This window comes from Lysobacter sp. CC-YZS074, from assembly GCF_056739745.1.
Genome location: NZ_CP200301.1, coordinates 1,004,634 through 1,018,779 on the forward strand (window position 1 = coordinate 1,004,634; position 14,146 = coordinate 1,018,779).

The 14,146-nt window shown below is 69.3% G+C and carries 15 protein-coding genes; 6 read left to right on the top strand and 9 right to left on the bottom strand.

The features are described 5' to 3' along the window. Nucleotides 1-5 precede the first annotated feature (5 nt). The 3 genes from U8331_RS04415 to U8331_RS04425 all read right to left on the bottom strand — a co-directional run bounded on the left by U8331_RS04415 (nucleotide 6) and on the right by U8331_RS04425 (nucleotide 1,961). Complete coding sequence (locus U8331_RS04415) at nucleotides 6-440, bottom strand: VOC family protein (RefSeq protein ID WP_481132400.1); 435 nt, start codon at nucleotides 438-440, stop codon at nucleotides 6-8. Between the two features lie 165 nt (nucleotides 441-605). Further along, nucleotides 606-1,226 carry a pentapeptide repeat-containing protein gene (locus U8331_RS04420; RefSeq protein ID WP_481132401.1) on the bottom strand — a complete coding sequence of 207 codons (621 nt, stop codon included), beginning with the start codon at nucleotides 1,224-1,226 and terminating at the stop codon, nucleotides 606-608. 96 nt (nucleotides 1,227-1,322) lie between these two features. Next, entirely contained in the window at nucleotides 1,323-1,961 is a 639-nt protein-coding gene (locus U8331_RS04425; RefSeq protein WP_481132402.1) for a DUF998 domain-containing protein, read from the bottom strand. A gap of 227 nt (nucleotides 1,962-2,188) precedes the next feature. On the opposite strand from U8331_RS04425, the gene U8331_RS04430 reads away from it, so the two are divergent. Beyond that, the gene (locus U8331_RS04430; RefSeq protein ID WP_481132403.1) at nucleotides 2,189-3,640 is read left to right on the top strand and encodes an MATE family efflux transporter; all 1,452 of its coding nucleotides are present in this window, start codon (nucleotides 2,189-2,191) and stop codon (nucleotides 3,638-3,640) included. 179 nt (nucleotides 3,641-3,819) lie between these two features. Here U8331_RS04430 and U8331_RS04435 read toward each other — a convergent pair whose 3' ends face one another. Both U8331_RS04435 and U8331_RS04440 read right to left on the bottom strand, forming a co-directional pair. Then, a complete protein-coding gene (locus U8331_RS04435; RefSeq protein ID WP_481132404.1) occupies nucleotides 3,820-4,188 on the bottom strand; it encodes a DUF1428 domain-containing protein in 369 nt (122 codons plus the stop codon). A gap of 71 nt (nucleotides 4,189-4,259) precedes the next feature. Further along, nucleotides 4,260-4,874, bottom strand: coding sequence for a flavodoxin family protein (locus U8331_RS04440; protein ID WP_481132405.1), 615 nt, complete (start codon nucleotides 4,872-4,874; stop codon nucleotides 4,260-4,262). Nucleotides 4,875-5,045: 171 nt separating this feature from the next. On the opposite strand from U8331_RS04440, the gene U8331_RS04445 reads away from it, so the two are divergent. Continuing rightward, nucleotides 5,046-5,501 carry a GNAT family N-acetyltransferase gene (locus U8331_RS04445; RefSeq protein ID WP_481132406.1) on the top strand — a complete coding sequence of 152 codons (456 nt, stop codon included), beginning with the start codon at nucleotides 5,046-5,048 and terminating at the stop codon, nucleotides 5,499-5,501. A gap of 6 nt (nucleotides 5,502-5,507) precedes the next feature. On the opposite strand, the gene U8331_RS04450 is transcribed toward U8331_RS04445, so the two are convergent. Genes U8331_RS04450 through U8331_RS04460 form a run of 3 tightly spaced genes read right to left on the bottom strand, consistent with a single transcriptional unit; the run spans nucleotide 5,508 to nucleotide 7,509 of the window. Then, on the bottom strand, nucleotides 5,508-6,545 hold the full coding sequence (locus U8331_RS04450) for a M23 family metallopeptidase (protein WP_481132407.1): 1,038 nt from the start codon (nucleotides 6,543-6,545) through the stop codon (nucleotides 5,508-5,510). An 11-nt stretch (nucleotides 6,546-6,556) separates the two neighbouring features. Further along, nucleotides 6,557-6,886, bottom strand: a complete 330-nt coding sequence (locus tag U8331_RS04455; RefSeq protein WP_481132408.1) for a transcriptional regulator — start codon at nucleotides 6,884-6,886, stop codon at nucleotides 6,557-6,559. Next, entirely contained in the window at nucleotides 6,883-7,509 is a 627-nt protein-coding gene (locus U8331_RS04460; protein ID WP_481132409.1) for a hypothetical protein, read from the bottom strand. The genes U8331_RS04455 and U8331_RS04460 overlap by 4 nt, the downstream gene beginning before the upstream one ends. Before the next feature lie 293 nt (nucleotides 7,510-7,802). On the opposite strand from U8331_RS04460, the gene U8331_RS04465 reads away from it, so the two are divergent. From U8331_RS04465 to U8331_RS04475, 3 genes are all read left to right on the top strand, one after another. Beyond that, nucleotides 7,803-8,507: a glutathione S-transferase N-terminal domain-containing protein gene (locus tag U8331_RS04465; RefSeq protein WP_481132410.1), complete on the top strand. Its 705-nt coding sequence runs from the start codon at nucleotides 7,803-7,805 to the stop codon at nucleotides 8,505-8,507. A 470-nt stretch (nucleotides 8,508-8,977) separates the two neighbouring features. Next, a complete protein-coding gene (locus tag U8331_RS04470) occupies nucleotides 8,978-10,171 on the top strand; it encodes a PAAR domain-containing protein (protein WP_481132411.1) in 1,194 nt (397 codons plus the stop codon). Then, nucleotides 10,168-10,713 carry a hypothetical protein gene (locus tag U8331_RS04475; protein WP_481132412.1) on the top strand — a complete coding sequence of 182 codons (546 nt, stop codon included), beginning with the start codon at nucleotides 10,168-10,170 and terminating at the stop codon, nucleotides 10,711-10,713. The genes U8331_RS04470 and U8331_RS04475 overlap by 4 nt, the downstream gene beginning before the upstream one ends. Nucleotides 10,714-10,807: 94 nt before the next feature. Here U8331_RS04475 and htpG read toward each other — a convergent pair whose 3' ends face one another. Next, complete coding sequence (htpG, locus tag U8331_RS04480; protein WP_481132413.1) at nucleotides 10,808-12,739, bottom strand: molecular chaperone HtpG; 1,932 nt, start codon at nucleotides 12,737-12,739, stop codon at nucleotides 10,808-10,810. Nucleotides 12,740-12,925: 186 nt separating this feature from the next. On the opposite strand from htpG, the gene U8331_RS04485 reads away from it, so the two are divergent. After that, nucleotides 12,926-14,140, top strand: a complete 1,215-nt coding sequence (locus tag U8331_RS04485; RefSeq protein WP_481132414.1) for an MFS transporter — start codon at nucleotides 12,926-12,928, stop codon at nucleotides 14,138-14,140. Nucleotides 14,141-14,146 lie beyond the last annotated feature (6 nt).

A 14,146-nucleotide genomic window follows, 5' to 3' on the forward strand; every position in this document is an offset into this window, starting at 1 on the left:
GCCCGTCAGCCCTGCGCGAACGTCACGTCGCCCGTATAGCTGACCATCCAGTGCACGCCGAAGCGGTCGGTGCAGATGCCGAACTTTTCGGCCCATTCGACTTTCTGCATGGGCATGTCGACGCTGCCGCCATCGCCCAGGCCGGCGAATACGCGATCGGCTTCTTCGGCGCTGTCGGCTTCCACCGCGACATAGGTGTTGGTGCCGACCTTGAAGGCATCCGGCCGCGTGACATCGGACGCCATCAGCATCGACGACCCCAGCGGCAGGGCGATGTGGGCGATGCGGTCGAGCTTGTCGGCGGCGATGCCCATCTGCTCGCCGCCGAACTCGCGGAAGGTCATCGCGGTGGCGAACTCGCCGCCAAAGACGCTGCGGTAGTGGTCGAAGGCTTCACGGGCGTTGCCGTCGAAGTTGAGGTAAGGGTTGGCGTGCTTCATGCTTTGGCTCCTGCGGTGGGCGGGAGGCGGGGCGCCTCCCTTTCCCCATGCGACGAACGGGGCCGGCGTAAATCGACACGCCGTGGTCCCGACTGTCCGGATATTCCCCGGGCGAGATGACGCGGCTTCGCCGCGTCCACCTGAGCCGGGGCGCGCACGGCGATCTCAGTCCACCCGCACGTCGAGCCCGAGTGCTTCGGCGATCACGATGGTCTGGTCGATCGTGATGATCGCGCTGCGGAACTGGACGTTCAGGGGATCCAGAGCGCTCAGGTCGCTCCCCCGCAGGTCGCAGCGGGAGAAGTCGGCGCTGTGGAGCCAGGCGCCGGACAGGTCGACATCGCGGATCGAGCCGCCCTGGCATCGAGCGCCGGTCAGGTCCGCCTCCCGCAAGCGCGTGCGGAGGAATGACGCTTTTCGCAAGTCGGCACCCGGCAGGCCGATGAAGCCCCAGTCGCCGTCAATCACCTGCATGTGGTCGAACTGGCAGCTGTCGAACATGCTGCCGATGGCTTTGCACTTGGTGAACTGGCTGTCGAAGAAATTGCACGAAACGAACGTGCAGTTCACGAAGGCGGCGTCGCGGTGGATCGAGGCGTTGAACCGCGCGCGGCGGAACGTGCATTCCTCGAAGACCGTGCCGATATTCTCGGCATCGGTCAGGTCGAGGTCGACGAACAGGGTGCGGCGGTACTGCTCACGCTGGAGCTTGCGGCCATACCAGTCGACACCGTTCATCGTGTTGTCTGTGGCCGCTGCGGGCTCGCCGTACTTCCGTTCGGCCATCTGGACGGCTCTTCTGGGTTGTCATGCAGGAACCGGATTCTACGAGGTGCGGTGGCAGCGTTCGCGCCAAGGGGCAGCCAGAGAACGCCTGCGGTGCTACGAAGCCGACCGCGGTGACGCGGGATGCGGTGTGGCGCATTCGCGCATGTGCCACAACCGCCAAGCCACCCAGCCCAGCCAGCCGACGATCATCGCCACCAGCACCTTCTGCGACAGCCCGCGCGGCAGCTCGCGCACCAGCGCCAGCACCCACACGCCGGCAAAGCTGGCCAGCGCCCAACCCAGCAGGACGGGGGCCACCCGCCGCCACGCCGGCGCCGCGCGCAGCCGCCACGCCTGCAGCACCATCGCCGCCGTGGTGCACAGGAACGCCGCCTGCGCCGAGGTGCCGTGGACCAGGTGCACCAGCCGCAGCTCCTCGTCGGGAAAGCGCATTGGCGCCAGCGCGGTGACCACCAGCGACGGCGCGGCGACCGCGAACAGCAGCAGCGGCGCCGCACTGCGCAAGGGCACCGGCGGCACCCGGTACAGGCCGACTGCCAGCGCGAGGATGCCCGCTGCCAGCGCCGCGTAGCCGGCCTGCAGCAGCCCGCCCCACGGCCCGACCAGGTACACGCTCATCTGCGCGTCGACCCCGTCGAGTTCCGGTCGCAGCAGGTGCACCGCGAGGCAGGTGAGAGCGAACGCGGCCACCCCGGCGAGCGCGATCGCGGCAAGCGCCGGACCGGCCCGCACGCCTGCATTCATCGGGGACGGGGGTGAACGGGCCGGGTGACGGTCGATCGGATGCTTTTCCATACCGCCGGGATACTGTCGGCCTCGCGCCGCGCCGGCAAGGCCGGAGGTGACGGGGCCGGTCTCGATTCCGGGATTCACTGTTCGTCGTCATCGGGACACGGGCGGGCCGATCCCGGCCTACCATCCCCCTGTTTTGCAACGGAACCCCTCGAGCGGAGCGCCGGATGAATACCGACCCCCGACACACCCCCGACGAGTCCGCCGCTGCCGCGCTGCCCGGGCACGTCCCCACCGGTCCGCTCTGGGCCGAGCTGCGCGACGCGATCCGCGGCACCGGTGCCGACTACACGAAGATCCCGTTGCGCCGCGCGGTGTTCCTGCTCGCGGTGCCGATGGTGCTGGAACTGGTACTGGAGTCGACCTTCGCGGTGGTCGACATCTTCTTCGTCGCTCGGCTCGGCGCGTCGGCGGTGGCGACGGTCGGACTGACCGAGAGCTACCTGTTCCTGCTCTACGCGATCGCGATGGGACTGGCGATGGCGACCACCGCCGTCGTCGCCCGCCGCATCGGCGAACACAAAAGCGAGGCCGCCGCGGTCAGTGCGGTGCAGGCGGTGTGGATCGCGGCGCTGGTGTCGGTGCCGTTCGCGATCGTCGGCATCGTCTGGGCGCGCGAGCTGCTGCAGTTGATGGGCGCCGACGCATGGACGCTCGAGCACGGCTACGGCTACATGCAGTGGGCGCTGGGCAGCAACGCGGTGATCATGCTGCTGTTCGTGATCAACGCGGTGTTCCGCGGCGCCGGCGACGCGTCCAGCGCGATGCGGGTGCTGTGGGTCGCCAACGGCCTCAACATCGTGCTCGACCCGATCCTGATCTTCGGCTTCGGGCCGGTGCCGGCGATGGGCATCGAGGGCGCGGCGATCGCCACCACCATCGGCCGCGGCACCGGCGTGCTGATGCAGCTGTGGATCCTGTTCCGCGGCGGCCAGCACATCCGCGTCGGCGCCTCGCAGCTGGGCTGGGACGGCGCCACGCTGCTCAACATCGTGCGCACCTCGCTGGGCGGAGTGGGGCAGATGATCATCGGCATGACGTCGTGGATCTTCCTGATGCGCATCCTCGCCAGCATCGGCAGCGAGGCGGTGGCCGGCGCGACGATCGCCATTCGCCTGATGATGTTCACCACGATGCCGGCGTGGGGCATGTCCAACGCCGCGGCGACGCTGGTCGGACAGAACCTCGGTGCCGGCGAGCCGGGCCGCGCGGAGGCCGCGGTGTGGCGGATCGGCTGGTACAACATGGCCTACCTGGTCGCGGTGTCGGTGCTGTTCTTCGTGTTCCCGCGCGAGCTGGTCGGGTTGTTCACCGCCGACACTGGCGTGGTCGACGTCGGCGCCGAATGGCTGCGGATCCTGTCGTACTCGTTCTTCGTCTACGGCTGGTGGATGGTCGCGGTGCAGGCCTTCAACGGCGCCGGCGACACGGTGACGCCGACCAAGATCAACCTGGTGTTCTTCTGGTTGATCCAGATCCCGCTGTGCTGGTTCCTCGCGCTGCAACTGGATTGGCAGCAGACCGGCGTGTTCTGGGGCGTGTTCGTGTCGGAGACCGCGGTCGGGCTGTTCACCCTGTGGCTGTTCACGCGTGGCAAGTGGAAGACGGCGCAGGTGTAGCAGCCCGCCGGCACGGGCTGTCGTAGGAGCGGCTTCAGCCGCGATCGGATGGCCGTGCGACCGCGCCGATTCACGATCGCGGCTGAAGCCGCTCCTACAAAAGCGGCGTCACACGGGCGGCACGGCCATTCGAACAGGGCTGCGGCAAGTACGCCGCCGCCCCGCAGGCCGGCGCGGCGTCAGTGCGACGCGCCGCCCAGCTCCACGATCGGCCTGAACCCGCCGTAGATCATCCGCGCGCCGTCGAACGGCATCGGGTTGGTCTTCGGATCCATCCGCGGGTCCTCCATCATTTTTTTGAAGCCCTCGTCGCGGGTCGCCTTGTCGGGCCACTCGATCCACGAGAACACGATCGTCTCGTCGTCCTTGCCCTGCACGGCGCGGCGGAAGTCGGTCTGCTTGCCGTCGGGCACGTCGTCGCCCCAGCACTCGACCACGCGGGTGGCGCCGTACTCGATGAACACCGAGTCGCCGGTGTTGGCGTGGTCGATGAACTTCTGCCTGTTGGCGGTCGGCACGGCGATGACGAATCCATCGATGTAGGACATGGCGGTTCTCCTGTGCGGGTGGGTGGCCCTGTGACGACGGACGGAGGCGGGCGGATTCGACAATCCGGGGGCTACTGCGGGTTCGGCGGCGGATACGGATGATCCTGCAGCAGCCGGGCCAGGTGGGCGGCGTTGCTGGCCAGCGTCTTCGTGGTCGAGGCGGTCTTCTCCGGCGTCTGCTCGAGGTCCTTGTAGTCGGTCTTGTGCATCGCCTCGCCGACCCAGTAGCTCGCCGCGTTGGCGGGAATGGTGAAACCGACGTCGGCCAGGCCCTGGTACAGCTCGGCGGTAACGTGGTGCGCGCCGTCCTCGTTGCCGACCACCGCCACGGTGGCGACTCGGCTGTAGGTGGGGAAGCAGCCGTTGTCGCTGATTTCGCCGAGAAAGGCATTGAGCCGCTCCAGCACCCGTTTGGCGATGCTGCTGGGCTGGCCCAGCCAGATCGGCGTGGCGACCACGAGGATGTCGGCGTCAAGGATGTGCTGGCGGATGCCCGGCCACTCGTCACCGTTGCCTTCGTCGGCTCGCACGCCGGGCTTGATGTCGTGGTCGACGATGCGGGTGCTGTCGGTGAGGACGCCGTGCGTGGCCAGTGCGGCGAGCACCTGGTCGAGCAGCAGCTGGGTGGAGGATTCGGCAGGCGAGGCGGTCAGCGTGCAGTTGAGGCCGAAGGCGGACAGCGGCATGGGCGGCTCCCGGATGAAGGAACGGCCAGCCTTGCACGCAGCGGGTTAAGGGAGCGGGCACGCCACGGCCATGACTCGGCGGCGCGGTACGGGCGACAGGACAGGACAGGCGCTTGCCGCCGGCCGCGAAATCCGGATTCTGTGCGGCTGTATCGGCCTTTCGGCGACTCCATGGACATCCGCCTCGACCCGCTGACCGGCCCGCAGATCGCCGGCCTGTTGCAGGAGCACCTCGACGACATGGCGCGGCATTCGCCGCCCGGAAGTGTGCATGCGCTCGACCTGGCCAAGCTGCGCCGCCCCGACATCCGCTTCTGGAGCGCATGGCGCGACGGGGTGCTGGTCGGTTGCGCGGCGCTGCGCGAACTGGACCCGGCGCACGGCGAGATCAAGTCGATGCGCACCGCCGCCGCGCACGTGCGCAGTGGCGTGGCCGCGGCGCTGCTGGCCCACCTGCTGGACGAGGCGCGGCGGCGCGGCTACCGCCGGCTCAGCCTGGAGACCGGCACCCCCGCCGCATTCGCGCCGGCGCGCGCGCTGTACGCCCGGTTCGGTTTCGCGCCGTGCGCACCGTTCGGCGATTACGCCGAGGATCCCTACAGCGTCTTCATGACGCGCGCGCTGTAGCGGGCTTCAGTCCGCCCGCAGCACCTGGCCCTTCACCGGTTCGCCGCGCTCGACCGCCTCGCCGTCGGCCACGTAGTCGTTGAAGAACGCCGGCAGGCCGAGGCCTTCGCCGAACACCGGGCTGTCCTGCAGGTGGAAGTGCAGGTGCGGCTCGCTGGTGTTGCCGCTGTTGCCGCAGCGGCCGATTTCGTCACCGGCGGCGACCTGCTGGCCCGCCTCGACCGCGACGCTGCCCTGGCGCAGGTGGGCGAGCAGGGCGTACTCGCCGTGGCCGAGGTCGAGCATCACGTGGTTGCCGGCCGGCTGTCGGGCGTTGGTGGTGCCGATGGCCTGGTCGGGCAGGTCGCCGACCGCCTCCACCACGGTCCCGTCGGCCGGCGCGAGGATCGGTTCACCCCAGCAGTGGTACTGCGCCAGCTCGCTGCCGTCCCCGGTGTGGCTGCGGCCGTCGACGCGCTGGACGAAGTCGTAGGCGAAGCGCTGGGCGGGGTTGGCCGCGTGGTAGTTCTGCGCGATGTCGCGGCCGCCCCAGAACACGACCCACTCGCCGTGGAATGGCAGGCGCAGCTCGGCCACGGTGTCGCGCTGCAGGTGCGGCGATTCCGCGGCCTGCGGCTGGGCGTCGGCCGGACGGATGACGAAGCCGGCGACGCGGCCGTTGGGCGCGAACACCCACTGGGTGAGGACCGGCGCCGGCAACTTGCTCCAGCGCGACAGGCGGACGTAGGAGTCCAGCCCCTGCACCAGCACGGCCTCCTCGGAGGTGACCGACTGTTCCTCGCCGAGCTGCGCCGCGACCTGCTCGCGGAAGGCGGCCAGCGCGGCCGGGTCCATGGCGGCCTGCATGCGCTCGTCGAAGCCGGCGTGGACCGCGGCGAGGTCGCCGTCGAGGAAGGCGCGCGTGAGGGCCTGGCCGGCCTCGATGGTGGCGGTGGTCGCCGTGGCTCCTTCCCCGCGAGTCTCCGGCGGCGCCGCGGTGGCGGCGGGCACGGCCGCGGTGCCGAGCGCGGCCAGGAGGATGGAAAGCACGGTGCGGTATCGCATGGCTTGCTCCTTCAGGGGTTGTCGATGCCACCCACCAGCGCCGCCAGCTGGCGGCGATAGCGGGCCAAGGACGCGCGGCCGTCGTCGGTGATCGCCACGCGGGTCAGCGGCTTGCGGCCGCGGAAGGTCTTTTCGATGGTCACCAGCCCGCCCGCCTCGAGCCTGGCGAGGTGGCTGGAGAGGTTGCCTTTGCTGAGCCGGCAGACGGTTTCGAGGAAGCCGAACTCGACCTGCTGGGCGCCGGACAGCACGGTCAGGATCGCCAGCCGCGCCGGCTCGTGGACCAGCCGGTCGACCGCGAGCACGCCGTCGACGGCCGACCGGGTGGAATCGTCGATCACGCCGCCGCCCCGCGCAGGGTGTCGCGCAGCGACAGGTAGGCGCGGTGTTCCCTGACGCCCACGAGGATCGCGAACGCCGCGCAGCCGGCGGCATACAGCGGCCACCAGCCCTCGTAGGCGCCACCGGCGGCGACCACCGCGGCCTGGCAGAACAGCAGCACGCCGACCAGGAAATCGCCGATCGACCAGAACCAGCGCATCGCCGCGAACGGCAGCGCCGCCACCAGCACCAGATAGGCCAGCGCCCGGCCGTCCTCCACGGTGCCGCCGGTCGCGAGGAGGTTGCCGGCGATGACCAGCGCCGACACCGCGAACAGGTAGATCGCCATCCACCGCCGCTGCCGGCGCAACGTCGGCGACACCTGCTGCAGCGCCACGCCGTCGCGCTGGTAGTAGCAGCGGCGCAGCAGTTCCTTCGACAACAGCCACGCCGCCGGCAGCGCCACCAGCGCGATGCGCAGCGCGGGCGAGAGCGGCAGGAACGCGCCGACCAGGAACGCGGCGACGGTAAGCACGCCGCCGATCACCAGGCTCAGGCCGCCCGCCCCGCGGGAGTAGCGGGCGTAGCGCTCGGTGAGGTCGCGGAGGTGGTCGAGCTCGGCGGGGGTGGTCGCGGTGGTCATGGCGTGGCTCCGTTATGTGCAAACAAGTTTGCAATACAAACCACAAGCGGCGCAACACGCCCCTGTAGGAGCGGCTTCAGCCGCGATCGGAAGCCGGTGCGGGCGGACGGTTCCACGATCGCGGCTGAAGCCGCTCCTAAGGCCGGGCCATGACCAGGCAACCCACAAGCCGATCGTCGGCCGGCCATACACGCATGCCGCCCAGGCTAACGGACGCTGCGTTCCGCCGGCGACCGTGCCACCGCGGATCCGCGGGCCTAAGCTCGTGGGCCATTCCCGTCCCGGAGCCCGCCGTGCCCGACCTGTCCGACTTCCCGATCACCCGCCGCTGGCCGGCGCGCCACCCCGAGCGCATCCAGCTGTACTCGCTGGCCACGCCCAACGGGGTCAAGGCCTCGATCATGCTGGAGGAGACCGGGCTGGCCTACGAGCCGCATCGCGTCGACATCACCCAGGGCGAGAGCCACACGCCGGAGTTCCTGTCCCTCAACCCCAACGGCAAGATCCCGGCGATCATCGACCCTGACGGGCCGGGCGGGCGGCCGCTGGCGCTGTTCGAGTCCGGCGCGATCCTGCTGTACCTGGCCGACAAGACCGGCCGCTTCATCCCCGCCGACCCGGCGGGCCGCTGGGAGGCGATCCAGTGGGTGTTCTTCCAGATGGCTTCGGTCGGGCCGATGTTCGGCCAGCTCGGGTTCTTCAACAAATTCGCCGGCAAGGACATCGAGGACCCGCGCCCGCGGCAGCGCTACGTCGACGAATCGCGGCGCCTGCTCGGCGTGCTGGACACGCGCCTGCACGGCCGCGACTGGTTGCTGGGCGACGACTACAGCATCGCGGACATCGCCACGCTGGGCTGGGTCAACAACCTGATCACCTTCTACGAAGCGCGCGAGCTGGTCGGCTACGACGACTTCGCCCACGTCGACGCGTGGCTGCAGCGCGGGCTGGCACGGCCGGCGGTGCAGCGCGGACTGAGGGTGCCGGCAAGCGAGTGAGGCCGGGGTTGCGGGAGGCTTTCCGAAGGTCTCCCGGAGATGTCCGCGAGTTCCTCGGAGTACTTCCGCAAGGTCTTGCAATGGCCTTCGGAAGATCCTGCAACGACCTCGCGGACCTCGCCGGCGGGCTTCCGGAGATGTTGGTGCGGGATTGCGGACCTCGTCGGCAGGGTCGCGGAGGTCTCACGCGAGGTCCGCGAGGTCTCCGACCAAGCCCCGGACCTCTCCGGCTGGGTTGCGGACCTCTCGAACGGGGTCCGGCACCTCTCGCATGAGGTCTGGAAACCTCTTCAACGAGGTTCCCGGTCCCACCAACGAGGTTCCAGGCCTCGTTTTTTTGGACGGAGATCGCCGTGCGTGTTCGGTCTTCGGCACGCAGGGTCGGTTGCTGTTTGAAGCCATGCGCGGCAGGCGCGACACTATCCCCGACAATTCACCCCAGGAAGGGATGCATGACAAGGATGTGGGCCGTGGCGGGCGACGCCACCAGCAGCGGCGGGCAGGTGGTCACCGGCTCGCCTTTCACCGATATCGACGGCAAGCCCGTCGCCCGGGTCAACGACAAGGCGAGCTGCCCCAAGCACAAGGGCACGTTCCCGATCGTTGACGGCGACCCGACCACCATCATCGACGGCGAGGCCGTGGCTCTGCACGGCAGCTCGCTGGCCTGCGGCTGCAAGGTGATCGCGGTGCAGCAGGTGAGGGTGTTTGTGGATGCAGGCGGGGGCGGCGGTGGCTCCGGCGCATCTGGCGGCGCGAACGGCGCAGCGGCAGAAGCACCTCCTGCCGCTGCAACTGGCGCGACGGCGGGTGCGATGGCGTCGCCCGCGTTCGACGAGCAGATCCGCTTCGTAGGTCCGACCGGGGCACCGCTGTCCAACCTCGGCTACCGCCTGCACCTGGCCGACGGCTCGACCGCCGAAGGCGTTACCGATGTCGATGGCCGGACGGAGCGCGTCGCCACCACGCAGGCCGTCGGCTTCGACTCCGCCGACCTGCTGCCGCCGACCGGCGCGCAAGGGTGCTGTGCGGCCGTCGCGCTGCCGGCGCAGAGCGTCCCGGTTGCGTTGAAGGGCGCCGCTACCAACGCGTCGGCCATCGGGTCGTCCACCCATCAGGTCGCCACGAAGGCCGAGGACCGCGGCCTGACCGCCGGCGAGGTCGCGATGCTGCGGCAGGTGTTCGGTTCGTCGGTCGACTACGGGGCGGTGAAGCTGCACAACCACGGTTACTGGATGCTCTTCGGCTTCCAGCCGGACGACACGGCGACCGCGCCCAATGGCGAGATCTATATGCCGGCGGATCTGTTCTCACCGGATTTCTCGCGCGAACTCAATGACCGCCAGCACCTGCTCGTCCACGAAATGGCCCATGTGTGGCAGTTTCAGCTCGGCTACCCGGTCAAGCGCGTGCGTGCGCCACGCCCGAACATGTCGTACGAATATCTCTTTGCTCAGGGCCGGAAGCTCTGCGACTACAACATGGAGGCGCAGGGCAACCTCATCGCGGACTACTTTCTCGTGAAGTTCCGCAACGATCCTTTGAACATCAGTGAGATCCGCTACAGCCGGATGCCAGGTCTTCTGGCCGAGTACGAACGCGTCTTGAGTGACTTCCTCGCCGACCCTTCCAACCCAGGGAATCTGCCGAAGGTGACTGAATGAACCGTCGATGCGCTCTCCTGTTCGTCGCGCTTTTCCCGTTGGTCGGAGGGTGTCGCCAGCCTGCCAACACCTACCAGCAGGCGACCATCCGCTGGACCGACGGGCAGGCGTGCTTCTCGGTCGCCGATACGAACGAGAGCCGTAGGACACCGCCAACTGTCGCGGCGATTGCCGTCAGCGAGTACCGCGACGGTCAGTGGCTGCGTTTGTGGACCTCGGCAGCGCCGTTGTCACCGCCCACTACGCTTGGACCGGGTCAATGCATTCCCTACGGTCGCGGCTTCGCGGATGTGGCCGGAACGGAAACCTTTGCGCCACCACTTGTGGTCGGAGGGCAATACGGCGTGGAGATCAATGCGCAGATTCCCAACCCGCGTGCTGGCGGTGACCGCACTGTGAGCCGTCGTTATAGCCGGCACTTCTGCCTGCAGTCGTCAGGGGGTGGAACCCCGACGCTGATCGAGGTTCCGCGGGTGCGCGGAGAGCTGGCGTGGGAGGTATGCGGGCGGCAGGTTGACGGCGATCCCGGGATTGGCAGGTGAATCTTCGTCGCCTGTTTCCGCGTCGCCTGAAACCGAGTGCCAAAAAAAGCCCGCCGTCCGGCGGGCTTTTCCGTTACCTCCGTTGCTGCGGTCCTCAGCCCAGCAACAACCGGTTCATCCGCTGCACGAACGCGGCGGGGTCGGGCAGGGTGGCGCCGGCGGCGATCTCGGCCTGTTCCAGCAGCAGGGTGGCGATGTCGCGCGCGGTCGCTTCGTCGGCCTCGGACTGCACGCGCTGCACCAGCGGGTGGGCGGGGTTCACCTCCAGCGTTGGCTTGCTGTCGGGCAGTTCCTGGCCGGCCTCGCGCAGCAGGCGGGCGAAGTGCGGGGCCATGTCGTAGTCGGACAGGGCCAGGCACGAGGGCGAGTCGGTCAGTCGGGCGGACACGCGCACGTCGCCGACGCGCTCGCCGAGCAGTTCCTTGAGGCGCGCGACCAGCGGTTCGGCCGCCTTCGCCGCTTCCTCGTGCTGCTGCTTCGCCGCCTCGTCCAGCGGCAGTTCGCCCTTGGCGACGCTCTGCAGTTTTTTGCCGTCGTACTCGTGCAGGTAGCCGAGCATCCATTCGTCGATGCGGTCGGACATCAACAGCACTTCGGTGCCGCGCGCCTTGAAGGCTTCCAGCTGCGGGCTGCCGGCGGCGGCCGCGTGGGTCTCGGCGGTGACGTACCAGATGGTGTCCTGGCCTTCGGGCATGCGCGCGATGTAGTCGTCGAGCGAGACGGTCTTCGCCGCGCCCTCGGCCTTCGTGGAGGCAAAGCGCAGCAGTTTGGCGATGCGCTCGCGGTTGCCGGTGTCCTCGCCGATGCCTTCCTTGAGCGTGTTGCCGAAGGCCTTGATGAAGGTGTCGAACTTCTCCGGCTCGTTCTTCGCCAGCGACTCGATCAGGTCGAGCACGCGCTTGGTGCAGCTGGCCTTGATCTTGTCGAGCTGGCGGTTCTGCTGCAGCAGCTCGCGGCTGACGTTGAGCGGGAGGTCGTCGGCGTCGACCACACCACGCACGAAGCGCAGGTAGTTCGGCAGCAGCTCCTCGGCAGCGTCCATGACGAACACGCGCTTGATGTAGAGCTTCAGCCCCTTGCGCTCGTCGCGGCCGCCCATCATCAGGTCGAACGGCGGCTGCGCGGGCAGGTACAGCAGGGTGGTGAAGCTCTGGCTGCCCTCGACCCGGTTGTGGCTCCACGCCAGCGGGTCGGCGAAGTCGTGGCCGAGCGACTTGTAAAAGCCCTGGTAGTCCTCGTCGGAGATCTCCGACTTCGCCTGGGTCCACAGCGCGGATGCGGCGTTGACGGTGTCCCACTCCTCCGTTGCGGTGGACTGGCTGTCGTCCTTCGCTTCATCGGTGTCGTCGTGCGCGTCGGCATCCTTTGGCATCCGGATCGGGAAGGCGACGTGCTCGGAGTAGCGGTGGACCAGCGAGCGCAGCTTCCAGCCCGACAGGAACTCGTCCTCGTCCGCTTTCAGGTGCAGCACGACGGTGGTGCCGCGGCTCGGCAGCTCGACCTGTTCGAGCGTGTACTCGCCCTTGCCGTCGCTTTCCCACTTCACGCCCTCGCCGGCCGGCGTGTCGGCACGGCGGGTCAGCACGGTGACCCGGTCGGCGACCACGAAAGCGGAGTAGAAGCCGACGCCGAACTGGCCGATCAGGCGCGCGTCGGCCTTCTTCTCCTGCGCCATCGCCTCCAGGTAGCGGCGCGTGCCGGAGCTGGCGATGGTGCCGATATTCGCGACCACCTCGTGGCGGTTCATGCCGATGCCGTTGTCGGCGATGGTGATCGTGCGCGCCTTCTCGTCCCAGCTGACATCGATGTGCAGCTCGCCGTCACCGGCCATCATTTCGGGGTTGGCCAGCGACTCGAAGCGCAGCTTGTCGCAGGCGTCGGAGGCGTTGGAGACCAGCTCGCGCAGGAAGATCTCCTTGTGCGAGTACAGCGAGTGGGTGACCAGGTGCAGGACCTGGGCGACTTCGGCTTCGAACTGGCGGGTTTCGGACTGGATTCCGGGGTGGGTTTCGGCGTTGGAAGTCATGCTGGGTTCCCGTGACACGTGGAGCGGATCGAAGTCCCGAACATCGGGGCGCCCGTGCGGAAAACAACGGTCGGCCGGTGCCATCCGTACCGGTTCCTGTCGCGCCGGTTCGCCGATGGGAATCCACGACGCAACGCGCCCGCTCCGGCAACGGAGCGCCCACGCGCGCCCGGTAGCATTGCGCGCATGACATCCCCCACCCCCTGGCGCGGCCGCCTGCTGGTGCTGGCCGGCATCGCGCTGGCCGCGTTCAACCTGCGCACCGCGATCACCTCGCTGACCCCGCTGCTGGAGATCGTCGGCGCGTCGCTGGCGTTCGGTTCCACCGCGGCCGGCGTGCTGGGCATGCTGCCGACCGCGGCGTTCGCGGTGTTCGGGGTGGCGACGCCGCCGATCGCCCAGCGGCTCGGGCTGGAGCGCACGGTGGTGCTGGCAATGGCGTTGGCCGCGGCCGGCATGCTGCTGCGCGGCTTCGTCGGAGGCACCGCCGGCCTGATGGCCAGCTCGCTGCTGGCACTGGCCGGCATGGGCATGGGCAACGTGGTGCTGCCGCCGCTGGTCAAGCGCTACTTCTTCGACCGGGTCGGCGCGGTCAGCTCGGTCTACATCACCTCGATGCAGCTGGGAACGATGGCGCCGGCGTTCGTCGCGGTGCCGCTGGCAATGGCGCTGGGCTGGCGGGTGTCGCTGGCGGCGTGGGTGCTGCCGGCGGTGCTGGCGCTGCTGCCGTGGCTGTGGGTGCTGCGCGGCGGCCGCCAAGCCATCGCCACCGCCGCGCCGGGAGCAGCCGCGGTGTTGCCGCGGGCCACGCTGCCGCCGGGCGCGCACGTCTGGCGCTCGCCGCTGGCGTGGGCGATGGCGGCGCTGCTGGGCATGACCTCGCTGGTGACTTACGCGATGTTCACCTGGATCCCGCGCTGGATGACCGACGCCGGGCTCGACCCGGCCGCGGCCGGCGCGATGCTCGGCGTCTACACCGCCACCGGACTGGCGACCTCGCTGGCGGTGCCGGTGCTGGCGGCGCGGGTGAAGTCGCCGTTCGTGCTGGTGCTGCCGATGCTGGGGCTCTACGTCATCGGCTACGCCGGCCTGCTGCTGGCGCCGGCCACGCTGCCGGCGCTGTGGACCGGCCTGCTCGGGCTGGCCGGCGGCACCTTCCCGCTGGCGCTGACCCTGATCAACCTGCGCACGCGCACCCCGGCCGGCTCGGCGGCGCTGTCGGGCTTCATGCACTGGGCCGGCTACGCGGTCGCCTGCGCCGGGCCGGTGGTGGTCGGGCAACTGCGCGACCTCACCGGCGGCTGGCACTGGCCGGTGGCGTTCCTCGCGGCGTGCATCGCGGTGCTGGCGTGGGGCGCCTGGGCGGCGTCGCGGCCGCGGGTGCTGGAGGACAGCTGGTAACGCGGC

What these genes read in the sequence shown, in the direction of transcription:
- U8331_RS04415 (WP_481132400.1), bottom strand. Translation starts at nt 440, where the DNA reads ATGAAGCACGCCAACCCTTACCTCAACTTCGACGGCAACGCCCGTGAA.
- U8331_RS04420 (WP_481132401.1), bottom strand. Translation starts at nt 1,226, where the DNA reads ATGGCCGAACGGAAGTACGGCGAGCCCGCAGCGGCCACAGACAACACG.
- U8331_RS04430 (WP_481132403.1), top strand. Translation starts at nt 2,189, where the DNA reads ATGAATACCGACCCCCGACACACCCCCGACGAGTCCGCCGCTGCCGCG.
- U8331_RS04435 (WP_481132404.1), bottom strand. Translation starts at nt 4,188, where the DNA reads ATGTCCTACATCGATGGATTCGTCATCGCCGTGCCGACCGCCAACAGG.
- U8331_RS04440 (WP_481132405.1), bottom strand. Translation starts at nt 4,874, where the DNA reads ATGCCGCTGTCCGCCTTCGGCCTCAACTGCACGCTGACCGCCTCGCCT.
- U8331_RS04445 (WP_481132406.1), top strand. Translation starts at nt 5,046, where the DNA reads ATGGACATCCGCCTCGACCCGCTGACCGGCCCGCAGATCGCCGGCCTG.
- U8331_RS04450 (WP_481132407.1), bottom strand. Translation starts at nt 6,545, where the DNA reads ATGCGATACCGCACCGTGCTTTCCATCCTCCTGGCCGCGCTCGGCACC.
- U8331_RS04460 (WP_481132409.1), bottom strand. Translation starts at nt 7,509, where the DNA reads ATGACCACCGCGACCACCCCCGCCGAGCTCGACCACCTCCGCGACCTC.
- U8331_RS04475 (WP_481132412.1), top strand. Translation starts at nt 10,168, where the DNA reads ATGAACCGTCGATGCGCTCTCCTGTTCGTCGCGCTTTTCCCGTTGGTC.
- htpG (WP_481132413.1), bottom strand. Translation starts at nt 12,739, where the DNA reads ATGACTTCCAACGCCGAAACCCACCCCGGAATCCAGTCCGAAACCCGC.
- U8331_RS04485 (WP_481132414.1), top strand. Translation starts at nt 12,926, where the DNA reads ATGACATCCCCCACCCCCTGGCGCGGCCGCCTGCTGGTGCTGGCCGGC.